General features: G+C 34.6%; 24 protein-coding genes. 20 read left to right on the top strand and 4 right to left on the bottom strand.

Features of this window, described 5'->3' with window-relative positions:
* Window positions 1–115: 115 nt before the first annotated feature.
* The 7 genes from cyoE to GI584_RS10345 all read left to right on the top strand — a co-directional run bounded on the left by cyoE (window position 116) and on the right by GI584_RS10345 (window position 6,687).
* On the top strand, window positions 116–1,051 hold the full coding sequence (cyoE, locus tag GI584_RS10315; protein WP_153791180.1) for a heme o synthase: 936 nt from the start codon (window positions 116–118) through the stop codon (window positions 1,049–1,051).
* An 80-nt stretch (window positions 1,052–1,131) separates the two neighbouring features.
* Window positions 1,132–2,226, top strand: a complete 1,095-nt coding sequence (gene coxB / locus GI584_RS10320) for a cytochrome c oxidase subunit II (protein ID WP_153791181.1) — start codon at window positions 1,132–1,134, stop codon at window positions 2,224–2,226.
* A gap of 26 nt (window positions 2,227–2,252) precedes the next feature.
* Complete coding sequence (ctaD, locus tag GI584_RS10325; RefSeq protein ID WP_228552425.1) at window positions 2,253–4,103, top strand: cytochrome c oxidase subunit I; 1,851 nt, start codon at window positions 2,253–2,255, stop codon at window positions 4,101–4,103.
* Complete coding sequence (locus GI584_RS10330) at window positions 4,103–4,723, top strand: cytochrome (ubi)quinol oxidase subunit III (protein WP_100360765.1); 621 nt, start codon at window positions 4,103–4,105, stop codon at window positions 4,721–4,723. The genes ctaD and GI584_RS10330 overlap by 1 nt, the downstream gene beginning before the upstream one ends.
* A gap of 3 nt (window positions 4,724–4,726) precedes the next feature.
* Window positions 4,727–5,050: a cytochrome c oxidase subunit IVB gene (gene ctaF, locus GI584_RS10335; protein WP_100360764.1), complete on the top strand. Its 324-nt coding sequence runs from the start codon at window positions 4,727–4,729 to the stop codon at window positions 5,048–5,050.
* Between the two features lie 270 nt (window positions 5,051–5,320).
* On the top strand, window positions 5,321–6,211 hold the full coding sequence (ctaG, locus tag GI584_RS10340) for a cytochrome c oxidase assembly factor CtaG (RefSeq protein WP_100360763.1): 891 nt from the start codon (window positions 5,321–5,323) through the stop codon (window positions 6,209–6,211).
* A gap of 20 nt (window positions 6,212–6,231) precedes the next feature.
* Window positions 6,232–6,687 carry a DUF420 domain-containing protein gene (locus GI584_RS10345; RefSeq protein WP_100360762.1) on the top strand — a complete coding sequence of 152 codons (456 nt, stop codon included), beginning with the start codon at window positions 6,232–6,234 and terminating at the stop codon, window positions 6,685–6,687.
* Window positions 6,688–7,017: 330 nt separating this feature from the next.
* Here the strand turns inward: GI584_RS10345 and ytvI are convergent, their stop codons facing one another.
* The gene (gene ytvI / locus GI584_RS10350) at window positions 7,018–8,073 is read right to left on the bottom strand and encodes a sporulation integral membrane protein YtvI (RefSeq protein ID WP_100360761.1); all 1,056 of its coding nucleotides are present in this window, start codon (window positions 8,071–8,073) and stop codon (window positions 7,018–7,020) included.
* A 106-nt stretch (window positions 8,074–8,179) separates the two neighbouring features.
* A complete protein-coding gene (locus GI584_RS10355) occupies window positions 8,180–8,545 on the bottom strand; it encodes a YugN family protein (RefSeq protein ID WP_153791182.1) in 366 nt (121 codons plus the stop codon).
* 155 nt (window positions 8,546–8,700) lie between these two features.
* Here GI584_RS10355 and GI584_RS10360 point away from each other — a divergent pair, with 155 nt between their 5' ends.
* From GI584_RS10360 to coaD, 7 genes are all read left to right on the top strand, one after another.
* Entirely contained in the window at window positions 8,701–9,738 is a 1,038-nt protein-coding gene (locus GI584_RS10360; RefSeq protein WP_153791183.1) for a CAP domain-containing protein, read from the top strand.
* 69 nt (window positions 9,739–9,807) lie between these two features.
* Window positions 9,808–10,197 (top strand): spore coat protein YlbD, encoded by a 390-nt coding sequence (gene ylbD, locus GI584_RS10365; RefSeq protein ID WP_153791184.1) that lies wholly within the window; start codon window positions 9,808–9,810, stop codon window positions 10,195–10,197.
* 10 nt (window positions 10,198–10,207) lie between these two features.
* Window positions 10,208–10,441: a YlbE-like family protein gene (locus GI584_RS10370; protein ID WP_100360757.1), complete on the top strand. Its 234-nt coding sequence runs from the start codon at window positions 10,208–10,210 to the stop codon at window positions 10,439–10,441.
* Between the two features lie 63 nt (window positions 10,442–10,504).
* On the top strand, window positions 10,505–10,948 hold the full coding sequence (locus GI584_RS10375; protein WP_153791185.1) for a YlbF/YmcA family competence regulator: 444 nt from the start codon (window positions 10,505–10,507) through the stop codon (window positions 10,946–10,948).
* Between the two features lie 29 nt (window positions 10,949–10,977).
* A complete protein-coding gene (locus GI584_RS10380) occupies window positions 10,978–11,259 on the top strand; it encodes a YlbG family protein (RefSeq protein WP_153791186.1) in 282 nt (93 codons plus the stop codon).
* Window positions 11,260–11,574: 315 nt separating this feature from the next.
* Complete coding sequence (rsmD, locus tag GI584_RS10385) at window positions 11,575–12,144, top strand: 16S rRNA (guanine(966)-N(2))-methyltransferase RsmD (RefSeq protein WP_153791187.1); 570 nt, start codon at window positions 11,575–11,577, stop codon at window positions 12,142–12,144.
* A complete protein-coding gene (gene coaD, locus GI584_RS10390; protein WP_100360753.1) occupies window positions 12,137–12,622 on the top strand; it encodes a pantetheine-phosphate adenylyltransferase in 486 nt (161 codons plus the stop codon). Before rsmD ends, coaD begins: the two co-directional genes overlap by 8 nt.
* On the opposite strand, the gene ylbJ is transcribed toward coaD, so the two are convergent.
* On the bottom strand, window positions 12,619–13,809 hold the full coding sequence (gene ylbJ, locus GI584_RS10395; RefSeq protein WP_153791188.1) for a sporulation integral membrane protein YlbJ: 1,191 nt from the start codon (window positions 13,807–13,809) through the stop codon (window positions 12,619–12,621). The two genes, coaD and ylbJ, sit on opposite strands and share 4 nt — an antisense overlap.
* A 164-nt stretch (window positions 13,810–13,973) precedes the next feature.
* Here ylbJ and GI584_RS10400 point away from each other — a divergent pair, with 164 nt between their 5' ends.
* Window positions 13,974–14,999, top strand: coding sequence for a SepM family pheromone-processing serine protease (locus GI584_RS10400; protein WP_153791189.1), 1,026 nt, complete (start codon window positions 13,974–13,976; stop codon window positions 14,997–14,999).
* 73 nt (window positions 15,000–15,072) lie between these two features.
* Here the strand turns inward: GI584_RS10400 and GI584_RS10405 are convergent, their stop codons facing one another.
* Window positions 15,073–16,287 carry a nucleotidyltransferase gene (locus GI584_RS10405; RefSeq protein ID WP_228552389.1) on the bottom strand — a complete coding sequence of 405 codons (1,215 nt, stop codon included), beginning with the start codon at window positions 16,285–16,287 and terminating at the stop codon, window positions 15,073–15,075.
* A 175-nt stretch (window positions 16,288–16,462) separates the two neighbouring features.
* Between GI584_RS10405 and GI584_RS10410 the strand changes: the two genes are divergently transcribed.
* From GI584_RS10410 to bshC, 5 genes are all read left to right on the top strand, one after another.
* Window positions 16,463–16,990 carry a YceD family protein gene (locus GI584_RS10410; RefSeq protein ID WP_100360749.1) on the top strand — a complete coding sequence of 176 codons (528 nt, stop codon included), beginning with the start codon at window positions 16,463–16,465 and terminating at the stop codon, window positions 16,988–16,990.
* Window positions 16,991–17,022: 32 nt separating this feature from the next.
* The gene (rpmF, locus tag GI584_RS10415; protein ID WP_018932780.1) at window positions 17,023–17,196 is read left to right on the top strand and encodes a 50S ribosomal protein L32; all 174 of its coding nucleotides are present in this window, start codon (window positions 17,023–17,025) and stop codon (window positions 17,194–17,196) included.
* 398 nt (window positions 17,197–17,594) lie between these two features.
* The gene (locus GI584_RS10420; RefSeq protein WP_153791191.1) at window positions 17,595–18,044 is read left to right on the top strand and encodes an RsfA family transcriptional regulator; all 450 of its coding nucleotides are present in this window, start codon (window positions 17,595–17,597) and stop codon (window positions 18,042–18,044) included.
* 249 nt (window positions 18,045–18,293) lie between these two features.
* Window positions 18,294–18,680 carry a DUF3397 domain-containing protein gene (locus GI584_RS10425; RefSeq protein WP_100360747.1) on the top strand — a complete coding sequence of 129 codons (387 nt, stop codon included), beginning with the start codon at window positions 18,294–18,296 and terminating at the stop codon, window positions 18,678–18,680.
* A gap of 103 nt (window positions 18,681–18,783) precedes the next feature.
* Entirely contained in the window at window positions 18,784–20,406 is a 1,623-nt protein-coding gene (bshC, locus tag GI584_RS10430; protein ID WP_153791192.1) for a bacillithiol biosynthesis cysteine-adding enzyme BshC, read from the top strand.
* The last annotated feature ends 662 nt before the right edge of the window (window positions 20,407–21,068 follow it).

A 21,068-nucleotide genomic window follows, 5' to 3' on the forward strand; every position in this document is an offset into this window, starting at 1 on the left:
GCAATAAAATACATGGTACAATATCATTGTTTGATAGTTTACAATGGATATAACTATTGTGTTAAATTAACAAACTTATATGTTTTGAAATGATGGAAAGGAGGTAACAACTAAGATGGATAAAATGGGGTTTTCTTCGAATGAACCGATTTTGTCAACAAATACAAATGATTATTTGTACAAATGGTCTGAACTTAAATCATTGATGAAAGTCGGTATTATTAATTCGAATACAATGACTGCATTTGCTGGATTTTGGTTAGCCTTATTCTATACAGGCGCCTCCTTATCTGAATATTGGCACGTATTATTAGTAACACTTGTAGGCACAGCATTTGTAATTGCTGGCGGGTGTGTCATTAATAATTATTATGACCGAGACATTGATCAAGTGATGAAAAGAACAAAAGAACGCCCTACAGTAACTGGAAGTATCGATTTATCACATGTCTTAATAATTGGTACTTCGTTATCGGTAGTAGGCGTATTAATATTGTCTTTAGCTTCCGTACAAACAGCTATATTTGGCATAATCGGGTGGTTTAGCTATGTTGTGTTATATACAATGTGGTCGAAACGGCGATATACCATCAATACTGCAATTGGAAGCTTATCAGGGGCAGTACCTCCTTTAATTGGATGGTCAGCGGTTGATCCTAATTTACATGTTATTGCCTGGATTTTATTTTTGCTTATTTTTATATGGCAAACTCCACACTTTCTTGCGATAGCTATGAAAAAGGTGGATGATTATCGAGGTGCTAATGTACCAATGTTACCAGTGGTATACGGATTTGACATTACAAAACGTCAAATGATTGTATATGTAGTATGTTTATTGCCGATTCCTTTTTTATTACACGAATTAGGATTTATTTTTGTCCTGTTAGGGACAATATTAAATATAGGATGGCTAGCCTTAGCAATTAAAGGGCTGTTTACGATTGATAATAAAAAATGGTCCAATCAAATGTTTATTTATTCATTGCTGTATTTAACGGCTATTTTCTTTTCGATGATTATTATAACTTTACCTAGTAATTTGTTATAATAAATTTTGTCAGTAGAACTTGATTTTATTCAAGTTTTTCTAAATAATATATTAAGTTAAAAAGAAAGAGAGGGTTAAACATGAAAGATTGGATGGGAAAAATCCGAACTCTGTCATTATTTTCTTTTTTGGTAATCATACTTTCAGCGTGCGGTAAAGACAACTTAACTGCATTAGTGCCAAAAGGATATGGAGCAGAGCAATCATTTAATGTCATTATCATTTCAATTCTTGTAATGATCGTGGTCTTTGTTGTCGTAATGGCGATTTATGTGTATGTCATTTTAAAATTTCGTCAGAGAAAAGGACAAGAAGACCAAATCCCTAAACAAACAGAGGGGAATAAAACGTTAGAAGTGGTTTGGACAGTTATTCCAATTTTATTATTAATTATCATTGCTGTTCCGACTATTGCTAGTACATATGATTTAGCTGATGAATCACAGAAAGAAGACAGTATTAATGTTAATGTAACAGGCTTACAGTTCTGGTGGAATTTCGAATATGCAAATGAAGAAATACAAACAAGCCAGGAACTTTATATTCCTGTAAATGAAAGAATCTATTTAAACATGATGTCCAGTGATGTAATTCACTCATTCTGGGTGCCATCCATTTCAGGTAAGATGGATGTGAGCCCTGAAAATGAAAATACAATGTACATAGAAGCGTATGAAGAAGGCGTTTATTGGGGTAAATGTACAGAATTTTGTGGAGATTCTCACTCATTAATGGACTTTAAAATTGTAGTAGTCAGTCAAGAAGAATATGATCAGTGGATAGATGGTATGCAAAACACTGACCCGGAATATACCGCAGAAACTGCTACTGCTCAAGAAGGGCAAGAATTATTTGAAAATAGCTGTATAAGCTGTCACGCGATAGACGCGAGTGCGAACCATCCTGTAGTTGGCCCCAATTTAGCAGACTTCAGTAACCGCACAAAAGTTTCCGGGATAAGCGACTTCAGTAAAGAAGAAATAGTGAGATGGATTGTTGATCCTGCTGAAGTAAAACCAGGAAATGGAATGTTAGATGCACCATATCTTCAAGAAAATTCTATTGGGCAAGAAGAAGCGGAAAAAATCGCTGATTTCTTAATGGAATTAAAAGCTACTGATGAACCAGTTGACAGCGTTCAACAATTTAGAGAAAACGAAGCAAACGATAACTAAAGGGAGGTTAACATAACGTGAGTACTATGGTAGCTACGAACAAAAAAGGCTTCGGTGCCGCTTTATGGGATTACTTAACAACAGTAGACCATAAGAAGATTGCTATTATGTACCTAATAGCCGGTGGTTTCTTCTTTATCATTGGTGGTTTAGAAGCATTAGCTATTAGATGGCAATTGGTAAAACCGATGAACGACTTTGTAAGTGCAGGCTTTTATAACGAGTTAATCACGATGCACGGTACAACGATGATATTTCTGGCAGCAATGCCGTTAATCTTTGCGTTTATGAATGCGGTAGTGCCTCTGCAAATTGGGGCACGTGACGTTGCATTCCCGTTTTTAAACTCACTAGGATTCTGGTTGTTTTTATTCGGTGGAATTATGTTAAATGTAGGTTGGTTTACAGGGGGAGCAGCAGATGCTGGTTGGACAGCATATGCCCCACTTTCTACTACTTCACTTGGTGAAGGGGTGGACTATTATGTACTAGGTCTCCAGATTTCAGGGGCAGGTACATTAATGGGTGGTATTAACTTCTTGGTAACCATTGTAAATATGAGAGCACCAGGTATGACATATATGAGAATGCCATTATTTACTTGGACTGCTTTTGTTGCAAGTGCACTTATTCTATTTGCATTTCCAGCATTAACAGTAGGCTTATTCTTAATGATGTTTGACCGGTTATTCGGTTCAGGATTCTTTGATCCTGCCATGGGTGGTAACGCCGTCATATGGCAACACTTATTCTGGATTTTTGGACACCCGGAAGTTTATATTTTAGCTTTACCTGCTTTTGGTATTTTTAGTGAAATTATTTCAACGTTTGCTAAGAAGCGTTTATTCGGTTATACAGCAATGGTATTTGCAACTGTATTAATTGGTTTCTTAGGATTCATGGTATGGGCTCACCATATGTTCACTGTAGGGATGGGACCAGCAGCAAACTCTATTTTCGCTGTTGCCACAATGGCGATTGCGGTTCCGACAGGTATTAAGATCTTTAACTGGTTGTTTACCCTTTGGGGAGGTAGTATCCAGATAAATACCCCAATGTTGTGGGCATTAGGTTTTATTCCTACATTTACTCTGGGTGGTATGACAGGGGTAATGGTTGCAGCAGCATCTGCAGACTTCCAATACCATGATACGTATTTCGTTGTAGCACACTTCCATTATGTAATCGTTGGCGGGGTTGTATTTGCGTTATTTGCCGCTACACATTACTGGTGGCCAAAAATGTTTGGTACTGTCTTAGATGATAAATTAGGTAAAATTACTTTTTGGTTATTCTTTACCGGTTTCCACTTAACTTTCTTTATCCAACACTTCCTAGGATTAATGGGTATGCCTAGACGATATTGGGTATATTTAGAAGGACAAAATTTGGATTTAGGAAACTTAATTAGTACAATTGGTGCTTTCTTAATGGGCGTTGGTACCATCGTCTTATTAATTAATATTATTAAAACTTCTGTAAAAAATGAAAAAGTGAGTGGGGATCCATGGGACGCGCGTACATTAGAATGGGCGATACCATCACCACCACCATTCTATAACTTTAAGCAGTTACCATTAGTACGTGGTTTAGACCCATTATGGATTGAAAAAACAGAAGGAAGAAAGGGTATGACACCAGCAGAACCGCTTAATGATATTCACATGCCTAATAATTCTTTCTTGCCGTTTGTAATATCATTAGGTTTATTTATTGCAGGCTTTGGTTTCATTTATCAAAAACATGATTTATCATGGCTAATCGTATTATTTATTGGTATGGGTATCACACTAGGAGCTATGTTAGTCAGATCTGTTAAAGATGACATAGGCTACCATATTCATAAAGAAGACTTGAAGAAGGAGGCAGAGGAATAATGAGTGAACATGATGTATTAAATCCAAAACATATGCCTCATGACCCTGAAAAAGCCACCTTAGAAGGTAAAAATAAATTTATGGGTTTTTGGTTTTTTCTAGGTGGAGAAGCAGTGCTATTTGCTAGTTTATTTGGTACTTACTTAGCATTGAATGATTCCACAAATGGAGGAAAATCTTCCGAAGAATTATTTGGTCTTGAACTTGTTTTCATTATGACAATGTTACTATTAACTAGTTCCTTAACTAGTGTGTATGCAATGTATCATATGAAAAATCATGACTTTAAGAAAATGCAGTTATGGTTAGGAATTACAGTTGCACTAGGGTTAGGATTCCTAGCTTTTGAAATTTATGAATTTTATCATTATATTCATGAATATGAATTTACAATGCGATCTTCTGCGTTTGGTTCGGCATTCTATACGCTTGTTGGATTTCACGGAGGTCACGTTGTTTTCGGTCTGTTATGGATAATATCGTTAATGATCAGAAACGCTAGTAGAGGATTAAATTTATACAATGCACCTAAATTCTATATAGCGAGTCTGTACTGGCACTTTATTGATGTTGTATGGGTATTTATCTTCACAGTAGTTTATCTCATGGGGGTGCTTTAACAAATGGCTGACAAAGTATCTGGAGCTACTGAACAATTTGATTTTGAGAAACAGAAAAGAAAAGATGAAATGAAGCAACAAGTTATTACGTTTGCTTTAATGATTATTTTCACACTCGTTGCATTTGCAATGGTAATAGCGGAATTGGATAGACTATTTGTTATTCCTGTATTATTGGTTTTAGCAGCTATTCAAGTTGGATTTCAAATATATTACTTTATGCATATGAGCCATAAAGGACATGAACTACCATCTTTAATGTTTTATGGTGGAGTATTTGCAGCTTTCCTAACAATTCTGGCACTTGTAGTGTTAGTTTGGTGGTAATCAGCAAATAAGCTTGAGAAGTAAATCACACTTCTCAAGCTTTTTTTATGGTGGGCAGCGTTAACTTGAACACAAAATACATAAACGACGAATTTATATTTTTTAGATTTGCTTGCTTCCATTTTGAATTTTGATGAGTCGTGCCATACGCTACGTATGCTAACGTGTTCATTAAATTGTTGAAAATATAATATTTATATTGCTTTTTAATAATTGATAAGTCCGGTATAATAAGAAATAGTTGCTATGAAACAAAATGGAGTGATAAACATGTGGCAAGACTTACAAATTTTTGGTTTTCGGGCATTATGGAGCCCATACTATGTTTTATTTATACTTAGCTTAGCCGTTCTTTATTATTTATTTTTCATAAATCGAAAAGATAATAAAAAAGCAGATATTAAACAAATTTACTTTTTCTACAGTGGGTTAATTTTACTTTATATTATTAAAGGATCTCCAGTAGATCTGTTATCTCACATCATGTTTACGGCCCATATGATACAGATGGCATTATATTATTTACTGTTTCCGATTCTGATCATTAAAGGCATACCGCTTTGGGTGTGGAAGAAAGTATTCCAGATTACTTTAATTGGCCCAATATTACAACTGTTAACGAAGCCTCTAATCGCTTTGTTGTTGTTTAATGGATTGTTTTCTATCTATCATATTCCATTAGTTTTCGATTTTGCTAAAGCAAATGAACTTGCGCATGCACTGATAACATTAACCATATTATTCGCTGCATTTATCGTCTGGTGGCCGATCTTTACACCAATAAAAGAAATGAATACAATGTCGCCTTTACTTAAGATTGGATATATAGCAGCAAATGGAATTTTAATAACTCCAGCTTGTGCGCTTATTATCTTTGCCACTACTAGTATTTATACAACTTATAGTGCCACTGGTGGTTGGGTACAAGCATTGGCATTGTGTGTCCCAAGTGATGTATTAAGCGGTTTGTCATTAAGTGGACCAGAAATGTTCTCACCATTAGGGATGCTGGAAGACCAGCAGCTTGGTGGAATTATAATGAAAATCACACAAGAAATTATCTATGGTGCGATTTTAGCTCGTATTTTCTTCCCGTGGTTTAGAAGTGGCGCAGATAAAATCGATCCGTTACCGTCTAACCAACATACAGAACAAATATAAAATTGGAAGGATTGGACCTGATGGAATTATTACCGACACTAAGTACATTTTTTATTATACTAAGTGCGATACTTGTTGCTATTGGATGGCGATTAGTAGTTAAAAAGCAATACAAAGCTCATAAAAAAGTAATGATAGCAGGAGCATTTAGTGCATTAGCATTTTTTATCATTTATATGTCTAGAACGATTTTTGTAGGAAATACAAGCTTTGGTGGGCCAGAGGAGTTAGAGATTTATTACACAGTATTTTTAATTTTTCATATAATATTGGCAACTTCTGGAGCAATATTTGGTGTTGTAACCTTGACATTAGCCTTCAAACGAAATATTAAAAAGCACCAAAAAATTGGTCCTGTGACAAGCATTATCTGGTTTTGTAGTGCTATTACAGGGGTAATGGTATACCTATTATTATATGTATTCTATGATGGTGGAGAAACAACAAGTTTAATTAAAGCAATATTAGGAACATAAAAAAAGCCGAGCTTAACGCTCGGCTTTTTCCTTAGCACGTAAATAAACTAGAAAGTCTAAATTTGAATCGAAATAACAGGAGAAGAGGTTGGGACAAAAGAGTAATTAAACAGGAAAAATCCGAACATTAATGCCTAAGCAAATTTACCGCTTCAGCAAAATACTTCGCTTTCCGTGGGCACGGCTTCAGCTAACTGTGTGAAGAAGAGAACTTCACACAGTGGATCTTCAGCTCGTGTGAGTTCCCACAGGAGTCTGCGTATTTTGCCTACGCTAAGATCAGATTGTTCAGATTCTCGTTATTCCTATTTAGTTATGTCCCAGCCACTTCTATATTTTAAAATTCATTTTAATAATACCTGCTTCTTTTGCAGAATTAAAGGCTATTACAAGTAATGGTCCAACAATAAAGCCTAGGATACCTAATAACTTTAGCCCGATGTACATAGCAATAAGTGTAGCAAGTGGCGATAAGCCTATGTGTTTGCCCATTACCTTTGGCTCCACTATCCTCCTTATGGCAAGAAGAATAATGGCTAAAATCGCTAATTGCCCACCAATAAATAAGTCTCCTGTTATTAACATATAAAGAGACCATGGACCTAATATAGCTATCGAGCCTATGATAGGTATAAAATCAATAATCCAAATGATTAAAGACATAATTAACGCATACTCAGGAACAATAATGTATAGGCCAATAAGCGTCACGATAAAAATAATGATACTAACTAAAAACTGCGCTTTGAAAAAGCCCAAAATAACATAGGATAAACGATCGTTCATAAATTTCACTTTATCTGCTGTGCTATCCTTTAAATGGCTATAAGCCTTTGCTTTTAAGCGAGGTAGTTCCAGCATAAGCATAAATAATGCTATTAGATATACAATAAAACTGACCAGATAGTCTGGTACTTTACTAGCTACTTTAGCAATCTCCTCAATCCGTAACATTTCTCTAATATTATTACTTAAAGCTGTTGTAGTAGATTGTATTTGTGCTTTGACTTCCTCTACAAGTTCTGAAGGCAAATCTTCTGTAAAATGATCCAAATCTGATTCCCACTCAAGCAGTTGATTATTTAAATGAATAATGTATGATGGTACATTTTCAGCGAAATTAATGACTTGACCAATTATCTTAGTTACCGCATATGATCCAATAGTACTAATGACTATGATGAATAATATAAATACAATTGTAACCGCTAGCTTACGATTTATTTTTAATTTTCTAATAAACCATCTTACAATTGGATTCAATATTGACGCTGTGATGAATGCTAATATAAGAGGAATAGAGACTGGCAAAATAATAATAGCTATTAAAAGTAACAATAGTATAATAAAAAATAATTTGATATGTTTTTTATTGAGGTTTTTCATTTAGGTAATATCGAAACTCCTTTCAACATCTAGGTCAACAGGTAGAATCCTTATGAAAAACGGCTGTATTCCGAATACAGCCGTTTTTATTAGGAAAGTGGGACCATTACTTAATAAACGGTTTCAGGTTTTCTTTAGCATTTTGTAATAATTTTGTTGCTCTCTCTACTGTAGATGAAGGAAATTCTTCATTCTCACCGTATTCAATGCCGTGAGGATAGTAATGTTTCCCTAATAATGGCGTTAACAATTTGATTACTGCATCACCTTTATCAACATCGCCCTCAACTGCATACCCTTGTACTCTTATGTAATATGTGATGTTTTTCTCAGGAGAGCCTATCTTATAATCATATGTAACACGCTCATAATCCCATTGATCTGCTCGTATAAAATTAGCTTTTGCCATCGCGTGATCTAAGGGTTCTAAATCAATTAATACATCTTCAATTTCTGTGTTTGTAATTTTCATACTTTCACCTCATCTAAATTTATCACTAAACCTATAATAGTATGAAATGCTAAAAGATGCAATTTATAAAAGTTTAATCACTACTAAAAACTTTCATTAAAAAAATAGAGCTGCATATAGTATAGTAAATACATGTCAATAATAGGTGGGATTATATGAAAATAAAAGTGGTATCTTTTATCATAATAGTATTTTTAATAGTGTTTTTAAGCCTTCATTACTTTAATAAATCTGAGGAACCTCAAATGGTTCATTATCATAAGATTCCGACACAAACAAAAAGTGAAAAGGTACATTTAGAAGAGGACCATACGCTTATCGTTCAACAAAATGCAGTATGGAAATATATCAATCAAGATATTGATAGTTTTGTATCGGTTTACGGAGAACCAGATCGAAAAGACCCTTCATTATATGGCTTTGAATGGTGGATATTTAAGCAAGATGATTTTTATATGCAATTAGCGGTAGAAAACGACATGATTATCAGTATCTATTCCAATGCTGCAACATTAGACCTTCGTCCGCTAGTAATTGGGCAAACATTGGAGGAAATTAAAGAAACATATCAATTAAAAGAGGAGATAGAGTTTGACCATATACGCTTTAAACTGACAGAAGATGATTTGCAACAAAGACCGGTTTTAAGGTTGTCCGAAGAAGTATTTGCTCAATTATATATCGATCAATTCACGGAAAAGCTAGCAGGCATAAGAGTCATGAATAAAGAAGTATTTGAGCTGTTAAAGCCCTATGAAGTATTTTATTGGGGGGAGATAGAAGAAATTGATCAAGCAGACGAAAATCAATGGAAAGCTATTGAGGAAGGGTTAGAACAGCAAATTTTCGACTTAACAAATGAAATTCGTGCAGCGTATGAATTAAACATATTATCATGGGATGATAAGGCAGCAGATGCAGCAAAAGCTCATAGCAATGATATGTTTGAGGAAAATTATTTTTCTCATTATAGTTTGAATGGGGATGGGTTGAAACAACGCTTATTAGCTGCCAACGCCTATTATTTATCTGCCGGAGAGAATATAGCTGCCCATTACATTGATGCTCCAGCTGTAATTCATGGATGGCTTAATAGTGATGGACACCGAGAAGCATTGTTAAAAGAGGAATATACACATTTAGGAGTAGGTGTTTATCAATCCTTTTATACCCAAAATTTTATTCAAAAGTAATACAGAAAGCACAAAAATGGGTCATTCGCATATATTGTGGTAGAGAAGTTGTAAGAGAGGAGTACAGCAATGAAGAATGCATCTAATCCTTCTGTACAACAATTTAAAGCATTTATTCATGAACATCCCCTTTTAATAAAGGAAATTAAACAAGGGAAAATGAGTTTACAAGAGGCTTATGAACAATATGTTCTATTAGGAGAAGAGGACCCTTCTTGGAATAAATATAAGCCTAATCAAGACAAGAATGACTCCAAAGATACCTCCACAAATCAACTATATCAAAAGTTATGGAAACATATAGAGAAATTAGATGTGAATCAAGTGGAAACCCATATTAGTGATTTAAATGGAGCTATTGACAATGTTCTGACGTTGATTGATCAGTTTAAACACTTTCGCAACAATCAAATGGGCGAATCACAATCTGGTAATTTCTTTTATAAACCAAAGGATTAGGGGGATCTAGATGGAGCCTGAGACCTACCGTTTTATTCAGCAACGAGAAGATTTGTGGTATTTTATTCGTTCGAATCCAGAGTGGTATCGGTATTTAACAAGAAATCCAAGTATAATTGATGAATTGGAAATAGAAGCAAAGCAATTTTATGGAAAAACATTACCTCAACGTATGGAAAAAGCGCAACAAAATATACAAATGATAAGATTATTAATGCAAATGGCAGGCTCTTGGAATGATTAGAGTTCTGCCTCTTTTATTTCTTCCTTATAATTGGTATGATAATGGTATGGAGGTGTAAGAGTTATGTTAGCAACAATGGAAATTGTTGATATTTTAGATAAATCAGAGGCACTAGGTCAGATGGTTTTAGAGTCTGATGTCATGCAGGATTTTTATAAAGCAAAAGAAGTAATGGAACAGGACACAAAAGCACAGGAGCTAATCGTGGGCTTTAACCACATAAAGGAATCATACGATGAGGTAGAACGTTTCGGCAGGTACCATCCTGATTATAGTAAAATAATGAAAGAAATACGTGTTGCCAAACGTGAGATGGATATGCATGAATCTATTGCAGCTTATAAAATGGCTGAAACTAATCTTCAGAAATTTCTGGATGAGATTAGTCAGTTAGTTGCCTTTAGTGTGAGTGACAAAGTAAAAGTTCCAATGGATGGTGCAGCACTAACAGATGGTGGCTGTGGCTGTGGATCTGGAAGCAGTGGATGTGGCTGTAAAGCTTCTTAGCAAAATGTAATGAAAAAAGAGGTGGCCTTATGCTAGTAAAAAGACAAGGATTAATTATTTGGTTTCATCAGATGAAGCATGTTAAACATATCAAGAAATACGGTCATATGATTCATGTGTCGAAAAAGTTAAAATATGCGATGATATATGTTGACCAGAATAAATTGAATGATACATATCACTCGCTAATAAAATTACCTTTTGTCACAAAAGTGGAACCTTCTTACAAACCATTTATCAAAACGGACTTTGAGAGTAAAGTAATAGATGAAGAAAAAGAATACGAATATGACTACAAAATGGGAATATAGAATAGGATAAATATAGTCGCTAAGAAGTAGATAACATTCTATGCACATAAAAAAACAACCTGCAGTTCATTAATAACTGCAGGTTCTTTTTATTTTCTAAAAAAGAAAATAAAAAGATAAAGGGAGAGGAGAAACCGGAGGAAGAACTTATGGGGAAATGTAAGTCTTCTCCGTATTTAAGCAACTTTTTATGTTGCTATATTTAGAGTTTGTACAAAACCTATTGCTTTTATACAAATGAATTTGTGAATTGAGAATTTTGTCACTTTCATGCTATAGTAAGGGAGATTTAAAAAGAAGAAAGAAGGGAATGCTTTGAGAATAATTGCTGGTGATTTTAAAGGTAACAGAATTCAGGCAGTTCCTAACCAATTAACACGACCTACAGGGGACAAAGTAAAAGAGTCTTTATTTCAGATGATTGGACCTTTCTTTAATGGTGGAATATGTCTTGATTTATTTGCCGGTAGTGGTGCTTTGGCTATAGAGGCCATTAGTAGAGGAATGAATAAAGCGATCTTAGTGGATAAACAACCTAAAGCAATCTCTATTATTCATCAAAATGTTAACCATTTACATATTCAAGACAAGGTAGAAATATATCGTAATGATGCTTTTAGAGCATTAAAGGCTTTACAAAAAAGAGCGTTACAGTTAGATATTATTTTTTTAGATCCACCCTACCATAAAGTGTCCTATGATAAATTGCTGCAAGGAATTACTTCAACAGGCATAGTAAATGAAAATGGACTCATTATTTGTGAGCATGATCCTAATATTAGTATTGAGGATAGCTACGAAGGGTATCATATATGGAAACATGAAGTATATAACACCACTACTGCTATCACGATTTTCAAGAAAGGTGTGAAAGATGATGACTAGACTAGCAATTTGCCCTGGCAGTTTCGATCCAGTAACTAATGGTCACCTGGATATTATTCAAAGAGGGGCTAAAGTTTTTGACGAAATAATTGTTGCTGTTTTTAACAATCAATCCAAAAATCCACTGTTTACCGTTGAGGAACGCGTTCACCTATTGCAAAAAGCTACAGAGGATTTCGACAACATATCGGTAGATGCATGTAGTGGCTTATTAATGGATTATGCTAATAGTAAAAATGCCCAAGCTGTGTTACGCGGATTAAGAGCAGTATCAGATTTTGAATATGAACTACAGCTTACCTCCATGAACCGAAAACTAAACGAAGAAATTGAAACGTTTTTCATGATGACCAACAATCAATATTCTTTTTTAAGTTCAAGTATGGTAAAGGAAATAGCAAAGTATCAAGCAAATGTGTCAGATTTAGTACCTCCAGTTGTGGAAGAGGCACTAAAAGAAAAGTTTAACAATGTTTAATTCTTATGTTTCATTAAAATAATCAAATAGATAAATAAAGCTGACAAGGTAATAATGAAACCCATTTGTTCGAACATTAAGTATAACTGCTGAATGTGGTCAACTGATGGTTGTGCAAAAGCTGCTATGACCGTTTCATTAGTCGTTTGTAAGTTTTTATAAACAGGTACATATAGTATGGTTACAATAATGCCAGCGAAAAGACCATGTAACAAACGAGCAAAGAAGTAAGGAGTAAATTGGATATCTGTTTCCGCAAGTATGCTGGCAACTTGCGCTTGAACAGAAAAACCATTAAAGGCAAGGATAACAGAAACTAGAATAGCTTTGATTAAAATTGAAGAATCTGTGCTTGCTACTTCATTTGCTCCTATGGTAATTTCAAATATACCTGACAAGAGTGGTAAAGCCATCTCTGCTGGTATTTGAAACCAGCTTAAAATAATGATAATTCCTCCTGATATAAATTGAGCAATTTGTACCTCACGTAAGATTTCTGTTAGAACCGAAAAAAGAATAATAAATCCACCGATAATCAGCAATGTTTGAATAGAATGGGTTACAGAGTCACCTAATACTTTTCCAAGTGTTCTTTTATCTTTTATTCTTGCATGATGCAGTTGTGTAAAGGCTTTAGAGATAGAAAAGTGTTGTAATGAATAACGATTTTGTTCACGGTATTTGTAAAAACGCATACAAATACCGACAAAAAAATTGCTTGTATAGTGAGTAATAGCAAGTAAAATTCCTAATTGATGATCATGAAAAAAGCCGATCGAAACAGCGCCAATAATAAATAATGGATTAGAGGCATTTGTAAAGCTGACAAGCCTTTCTGCTTCTGTTTTTGATAATTGATTTTCTTGTCTTAATCTTGCGGTGAATTTTGCCCCTGACGGATAACCACTAGCCATCCCCATTGTCCATACAAATCCACCTACACCTGGTACATTAAATAATGGTCTCATTACAGGTTCGAATAATACTCCAATAAAATGTACCACTCCAAAAGCAATTAATAATTCAGCTATAATAAAAAAAGGTAATAAGGATGGGAACACAACATTGGCCCAAACATCCAAACCTCTTTGGCTAGCTTTTAAAACTTCTTGAGGAAAGGCTATAATCATGGTAGCCATAAATACGGAAGACGATGCATAGATAATAGAATACAACTTTTGCTTCAAGTTTTGCACTCCTTTAATAGCACTTTTCTGTACCTTTATCAGAATGAGTAGTAAAATATGTAGTGTTTTTAAGTTTGTCCTTCATTTAAATATACGCAACTGTGCAGAAGAAATATGACTTATCATTATATAAAATTGCAAGACCGTGAGAAAGAAGGGATTAAATGTTTCAGAAAAAAAGTAAATCGAGAATAATTGGATATTTCGTAGCGTTGATTATAATTTTTATGTTATTTAGTTATCAGTTACCTTTTTATATTCATAAACCGGGACATGCGGATCCGCTTAATCCTGTTGTAGAAGTAGCAGGGGCATCAGAAAGTGAAGGAGATATGCACCTTGTAACTATTCAAGGTGGACGAGCTACACCATTTCAATACATGCTGGCTTTATGGCGAGATTATTATGATATACTTCCGATAGAGGACGTATTACTAGATGGTATGACAGATGAAGAATATCGGCAAATGCAGCTAATGATGATGGAAAGCTCACAAGAAGCCTCAACTGTTGTTGCGTATGAAGCAGCCAAAAAAGAGATTAATATTGATTATGAAGGAGTCTATGTTGTTTCAGTTGTAGAAGACATGCCCGCAGATGGGATCTTACAATCAGCAGATGAAATCATTGAAATAGATGGACATACTATTAATGAAGCAGATGATCTTATCGACTATGTCACAACGAAAGATGTTGGCGACAACATATCGTTAACTATAAGACGAAATGACGAGACTTTTGAAACAAGTATCGCCTTGGAAGCTCTTGAGGCATTAAATGGGCAACCAGGTATCGGAATTCAACTTGTTACGAATCGAAGTGTGACAGTTGCCCCTGATTTAACTTTTACTAGTGGTGAGATCGGGGGTCCAAGTGCAGGGCTGATGTTCTCATTGGAAATCTATGATCAATTAACAGAGGAAGATATTACTAAAGGTTATCAAATTGCAGGTACAGGTGAAATTGATTATCAAGGTAATGTAGGGAGAATTGGAGGTGTAGATAAAAAAGTAGTCGCAGCAGATCGAGCAGGTTGTGATATCTTCTTCGCACCTAATGAAAACGGTAGAGAAGACTCTAACTATCAAATAGCCAAACAAGTAGCTGAGGAAATCGGAACAGATATGGAGATAATTCCTGTTGATACCTTCGACGACGCCTTAGACTATCTAGAAAATCTAAACGGGTAAGAAGACAGAGCAAATACACTTAAATATACTGGAGGTAAAGGATCCTCCCATTCTGATTAATAAGACGCCGTAATTATGGCGTCTTAAAAATTGGTTTTTGATAAGCTTGTTTTGTTAAATGTTTTTGGGAAGTTAACGGTAAAATGCTGTAATAAGCATGATCAATACGATCTTCGAATGTTTGATAAGGATAGGGATCCTTGCTGCTTGTATACCATTTTACATCGATTTCTTTTTTTCTGGCACTCAAATAGTTTTGACCATTATTACTCATTGCTAAGATTCGAATGGCAGCTGGTTTTTCCTTAGTCACAAGTGATTCGATTTCGCTGGAATACGTATTGGTCAGTATATGTGTAAATACACGTTGTAAACTTGTCCACGTATATCTTTTGGTTTTTAATAATTCCATCCAGTCTGAAAAAGATTCAGCTTTTTTAGCGGTGTTAATTATTCGATTTTCTAACCCCTCTTTGATACCGTGAATATTAGAAAATTCATTCTTTCTCATCGTTAATACTCGATACTTCAGTAAAGGAAAATATGCCTCCCAATAATGCCAAGAACCATGACGTTCTTTATATGTTTGAAGTGCTTTCCTGGTTATGGAAGGGAGGGCATCGTTTAATTCATTTCTGTTTGTATGAGCGGACAGTAATTGATTACGAATACTTGTAGCGCTAGCTATTGGATCCTTAATTTCACGATCATGATAATTATTTTTTATTCGTTTTATCGTGTAAGGAGTTATGGTTGTATTTAAATCATACATATTTTTGACATATTGATATCCAAGTATATTATTTGGTTTGGCAAAATCAATAGACAGATTTTTGCCACCAATCTTGGAAAAAGCTATATCATTTGCTTTAGGATAGGAATGACCTTGGTTTAATGCATCTGTTAAAAAAAGATCATAGGCCTGTTGGTGTTCGGTAATGAAATGATAAAGTGTATTAAAATCATCTATTTCACCATGTTCACTCCCAAAACACAACGAATCAACTTGAAGACTGTTCAAAATTTTGACTGCGCCATTTGCAAAAAGCTCACTATGTTGAACCGCATAAAAATAAGGAAGTTCAATGACGAGGTCAATCCCTTGTTGTATCGCCATTTTTGCTCTTGTAAATTTATCTACAATAGCTGGTTCGCCCCGTTGTAGAAAATTGCCACTCATTACTGCGATTGTACATTCTGCACCTGTAATGTGTGTTGCCTGTTGAAAGTGATAGTGATGTCCGTTATGATAGGGATTATATTCAACGATTAATCCACACGCTTTCATAGTAACCTCCTCCATCATTGGTTTAATGAATGATCTTTCGAGTTAATGTGAATGATAAGCATATTGTAGTAAGTATATCATATAAAGTAATAAATGTTTGTTCTGTAAAGAAAATATATTGACAAATGGACCAATACATTTTAAAATATTTCTTGTTGCCTTGAGGTGAATATAAATGAAATTATATATCCAAAAACTTAATCAGTCACAGGGAGAACCCGTTTCTTTTCGTGAAGAAGTAGACATTTCAGATATTGCGAACTTGGATAACGATATTCGACGAATCGAACCAGTTTTAGTTGACGGAACAGCTAGGATGGATGGTGATGATATTACCTGTGATTTTCAAATTCAAGGAACGATGATTCTACCTTGTGCAAGAACATTAGTAGATGTAGCGTATGATTTTTCTATACATGCAATCGAAACTTTTACGACATCTGCTTATCGTGAGGAAGAAGAAGTATATTTAGTAAATGGTGAGGTACTTGACTTAACACCATTTATCAAGGAAAATGTACTATTGGAGATACCTTTAAGAGTGTTTGCTGATGATGAAAAATTAGAAGCAAATACAATGAAGGAAGGTAAGGGATGGACACTGGTTACTGAAGAAGAAAAATCAGAAAAAGTTGATCCACGCCTTGAAAAATTGAAATCTTTATTAGATGACAAAAGTGACGAGAAAAATAGTAAAGAATAGATCTTTACTTCTCTTTAAAGGAGGTGTAATGCATGGCAGTACCTAAGCGCAGAACTTCAAAAAAGGTAAAAAATCAACGTCGTACTCATAAAAAATTACATGTACCAGGAATGGTAGAATGTTCAAATTGTGGTGAATTAACAAAACCACACCATGTATGTAAATCTTGTGGACAATATGATGGAAAACAAGTAGTAGAACAATAATTTGATATGTTGTACAACAGGTAGTGTAAGGGATAAGATCTCTTACACTATTTTTTTATAATGAGATGTATCATTATTTTGAAAGACCGTGTTAGGGAAAAGCTCAGAAACGTAGCGCGACTGCGCCTGTGCAACATGGATCAATGAACTCAGGTTTTATTGATCATACCTTTCGTTCAAATGTACAAGGGCGACTAAAACTTCTTTGTCAGCAGTCGGCAAGTCGCCTAGATTCTGGTACTCTGATATAGACCTCTGTATATATACTGTCTTTACTTCATACAAAAATTAAAGTAATAATTCTACCTAAGGATCAAGTTTTTTTAATATTTATGAACAATATGTCTATCTCTTCTATTAATTGCATACATTGTATCAAGAGTAGAGGAGGTGGAGTTGTGCAAGGGAACCGACAAGATGCTTGGACTAGCGATGAGGATATTTTGCTAGCTGAAACCGTATTACGTTATATTCGTGAAGGAAAGACGCAGTTAGAGGCATTTAAAGAAGTAGGAGAAAAGCTATCACGAACTTCTGCAGCGTGTGGTTTTCGTTGGAATGCAACATTAAGGAAACAGTATGAAGAAGCTATCCAGTTAGCGAAACAGAATCGTAAGAAAATATCTTATCAATCTTACCAAAAACTAGATGCTAGTCACTCTGATCAACCAAACATTCATGAAGTGATTCAAACATTAGAGCGTCTGCAAAAATATTATCAGGCAATAGACCATCAGGAAGAATTACGTAAATTAATGGAAGAAAATAAAGAGCTAAAGCAAACGTTATATCAGTATCAAGTGTTTCATGAATCTGTACAGCAAGCAATGGAAAAGTTAAAGCATTAATTCATAACTATTATGAGTTAGTAACCTCATCGAAATGATGGGGTTTTTATGTTTCTTACGATCATAAGATTTATATACCCCACTTAGGGACGTCTCACTTTATGGATTGCTGCGGTTACAAAGTATCTAAAAAGAATATTTTTTAAAAAAGGAGGTTGCACAAGTTCAAAAGTCTTATATAATTGATATAAATATGACCAAAAGTAATAGTATGAAAGTTATAACAAATTTTAAAAGTGAGGGTATCATATGATAGAAGGTTTGTACTATCTGCTTGCATTGATGATTACGTTGCCTTTTGCTATAACGTTTTTAATTTATAAATTATCATATAAGTTTGTAGGTGAAAAACGGTATAGTTTTCATCTAGCAATTGATATGACGACTGTTTTATATATCGCATCAGTTGCCGCCATTATTTATTCTGTTTTTTCGATAAATCCTATTGGTTATATTTTTCTTCTTTTGTTATTTATTTTAATGATCTGTGTCTTTATTCATTGGAGAGTGTATACGGATATCATTTTTTTTCATGTCTGTAAGCGCTTCTGGAAAGCAACTTTTTTACTTTTTTTCTCTTTACATATTATCACAATTGTATATGGAATCTGTTATAACATAAGTAGAGTGTTGTAACGATTTCATATTCATAAACAAAATATGTGCTTTTATCGTTTGCATTATGTACAATACAATTGGATTACTATTGTATATATTGAAGATAAAGGAGCAGTTCTTAATGCGTATCGAATCCCAAAGACTCGATTTACATAATAAATTTATCATTGATTATCAAAAGGAAAGAAAGGATTTGTTGGATCATTTTGATTATAATCCTTATAATGAAAATGTTTTTGAAGAACGTTTGAAAGATCTAAAAGAACAGAAATTTCAAAGAGATACCCTTACTGACGTATTAATTTCAATTAATCAACGTTGGTTAGCTCCAAAGGCCACATTAGAGAATATTCAAAGACTAAGAGATGAAAAGAGTGTCGTTGTTATTGGAGGTCAACAAGCAGGCATACTTTCAGGACCGCTTTATACAATCAATAAAATCGTCTCCATTATTTCTTTAGCAAAGCAACAAGAAGAGTTATTAGGCGTGCCAGTATTACCAGTATTTTGGATAGCGGGAGAAGACCACGATTTTGATGAAATTAATCATATTTTTTTACCTGAAGAAACAGAACTTCGAAAATATCCATTAGACGATGATCATTCTGAAAGAACTTCTGTATCTAATCGAAAATTAAATAAAGAGAAAACCTTGAACTGGTTGGAAACATCATTTCGTTCACTAAAAGAAACTGCTTATACGAAAGACTTGTTTCAAACGTTGCATGATAAGTTATTGAAAGCAGACACTTTTGTTGATTTTTTTGCATCCTTTGTTCACGATATCTTTGCTGATACTGGATTAATTTTAGTGGATTCTGGTGATGCTGAGGTTCGACAATTAGAGTCAACGTATTTTCAAGAATTAATTGAAAAGCAGCCGGAGATAAGCAAAAGTGTTTACTATTCGTTACAGTCTATGAGAACAAAAGGATACCATGTTAGTGTTGATGCCAATGAACATGATGGTCATTTATTTGTGGAACTCGAAGGGGAAAGAATATTACTTCAAAAAGATGATCAGAACTGGATTGGCAAAAATAATGAATGTCAATATACCAATCAAGAACTTTTGAATATAGCAAAAGCATCACCAGAGCGATTGAGTAATAATGTAGTGACTAGGCCATTAATGCAAGAAAAGTTATTTCCTACCCTAGCTTTCTTTGCTGGTCCAAGTGAAGCAGCATACTGGTCCATCTTGAAAAAAGCATTTCATAGTATATCAATAAAGATGCCGCCAGTTTTGCCAAGGGTTTCAGTGACACTAGTTGAAGAGAAAATGTTGAAATTATTAAGTAAATATAATATTGATGCTAGCTACGTAATTAATAATGGGATCCAAGCCGAAAAGCAAAATTGGTTATCAGCTCAGACTAGCAGACCTATTGAAGAAATGACGAATCAATTGAAAGAAAGCATTAAACAGGGACATCATCCTTTGACAGATGCAACAAAAGATTTAACAGATGATGTAACACAATATGCAGATAAAAATTTACAATTATTATTACAGCAAGTAGATAAACTTTCAAAGAGAATAAATAAAGAATTCTCAAAAAAATATCATATGCAGTTAAAAGAGTTTGATTACATTCAAATGCATTTAAAGCCTGAAAATGGATTGCAGGAACGAATCTGGAATATTACATATTTTCTTAACCTCCAAGGATTCGAATGGATCAAACAAATAAATGATCACACGTTTGACTGGAAAAAACAACATTATATAGTGTACTTATAAAAAAAGGTAATTGGTTGAAACCAATTACCTTTTTTGATGGATTTTATGAATTTTAGCTAACTGGTTACAAAGTAAATTAACAAGGAGTGTAACAAAACCAAGTGGATCTTACCCGGTATCCTATAAAAGTAAAGAAATAAAATGGAGCACAAAATACATAAACTTCGAAGTAACTTTTGTGCTCCTTCCCCCCATTCTATTTGAGATGAGTGCTAGTCTGACGCTGCGGAAAAATACTCCCTTTCCGTGGGGAACGCTTCAGCCTCCTCACAAGCAAAGAACGCTCGTTGCGGGGTCTTCAGACTGTTCCTTTCCCACAGGAGTGTCGCATTTTTCCGCAGCTTAGAGTAGTTTCCTGGTTAAGTAAGAGGAAATACATAGAATATAATCCATCAGTTCTATATCTCCAATAATAAAAGAATCACTACTAGCGCAGGCAGAATAAGCAGACTCCAGTGGGAACAGCTCGAGCTGAAGACCCCTTGATGCACCTGCGTCTTCTAGTAACGCTTCGTAGTATGCTTCCTCGGTGCAAGGGAGCACAGAAGTTCATTCAAGTAGTTCCTTGGCTGAGGCCGTGCCCACGGAAAGCGCAGTATTCTGCCGGAGCGGTATTCCAGCACTCACTATAAAAAAATTTGGAGAAAGTTTCACTCCGAAAT

This window comes from Gracilibacillus salitolerans (genome assembly GCF_009650095.1).
GTDB lineage: Bacteria > Bacillota > Bacilli > Bacillales > Amphibacillaceae > Gracilibacillus > Gracilibacillus salitolerans.

Coding starts and splice junctions, on each gene's coding strand:
- GI584_RS10355 (WP_153791182.1), bottom strand. CDS start 8,545: ATGAAAATTACAAACACAGAAATTGAAGATGTATTAATTGATTTAGAA.
- GI584_RS10345 (WP_100360762.1), top strand. CDS start 6,232: ATGGAATTATTACCGACACTAAGTACATTTTTTATTATACTAAGTGCG.
- bshC (WP_153791192.1), top strand. CDS start 18,784: ATGCGTATCGAATCCCAAAGACTCGATTTACATAATAAATTTATCATT.
- coxB (WP_153791181.1), top strand. CDS start 1,132: ATGAAAGATTGGATGGGAAAAATCCGAACTCTGTCATTATTTTCTTTT.
- GI584_RS10380 (WP_153791186.1), top strand. CDS start 10,978: ATGCTAGTAAAAAGACAAGGATTAATTATTTGGTTTCATCAGATGAAG.
- GI584_RS10360 (WP_153791183.1), top strand. CDS start 8,701: ATGAAAATAAAAGTGGTATCTTTTATCATAATAGTATTTTTAATAGTG.
- ctaF (WP_100360764.1), top strand. CDS start 4,727: ATGGCTGACAAAGTATCTGGAGCTACTGAACAATTTGATTTTGAGAAA.
- GI584_RS10425 (WP_100360747.1), top strand. CDS start 18,294: ATGATAGAAGGTTTGTACTATCTGCTTGCATTGATGATTACGTTGCCT.
- GI584_RS10405 (WP_228552389.1), bottom strand. CDS start 16,287: ATGAAAGCGTGTGGATTAATCGTTGAATATAATCCCTATCATAACGGA.
- ytvI (WP_100360761.1), bottom strand. CDS start 8,073: ATGAAAAACCTCAATAAAAAACATATCAAATTATTTTTTATTATACTA.
- coaD (WP_100360753.1), top strand. CDS start 12,137: ATGACTAGACTAGCAATTTGCCCTGGCAGTTTCGATCCAGTAACTAAT.
- cyoE (WP_153791180.1), top strand. CDS start 116: ATGGATAAAATGGGGTTTTCTTCGAATGAACCGATTTTGTCAACAAAT.
- ctaD (WP_228552425.1), top strand. CDS start 2,253: ATGGTAGCTACGAACAAAAAAGGCTTCGGTGCCGCTTTATGGGATTAC.
- ylbD (WP_153791184.1), top strand. CDS start 9,808: ATGAAGAATGCATCTAATCCTTCTGTACAACAATTTAAAGCATTTATT.
- GI584_RS10375 (WP_153791185.1), top strand. CDS start 10,505: ATGTTAGCAACAATGGAAATTGTTGATATTTTAGATAAATCAGAGGCA.
- ctaG (WP_100360763.1), top strand. CDS start 5,321: ATGTGGCAAGACTTACAAATTTTTGGTTTTCGGGCATTATGGAGCCCA.
- GI584_RS10370 (WP_100360757.1), top strand. CDS start 10,208: ATGGAGCCTGAGACCTACCGTTTTATTCAGCAACGAGAAGATTTGTGG.
- rpmF (WP_018932780.1), top strand. CDS start 17,023: ATGGCAGTACCTAAGCGCAGAACTTCAAAAAAGGTAAAAAATCAACGT.
- GI584_RS10410 (WP_100360749.1), top strand. CDS start 16,463: ATGAAATTATATATCCAAAAACTTAATCAGTCACAGGGAGAACCCGTT.
- GI584_RS10330 (WP_100360765.1), top strand. CDS start 4,103: ATGAGTGAACATGATGTATTAAATCCAAAACATATGCCTCATGACCCT.
- GI584_RS10400 (WP_153791189.1), top strand. CDS start 13,974: ATGTTTCAGAAAAAAAGTAAATCGAGAATAATTGGATATTTCGTAGCG.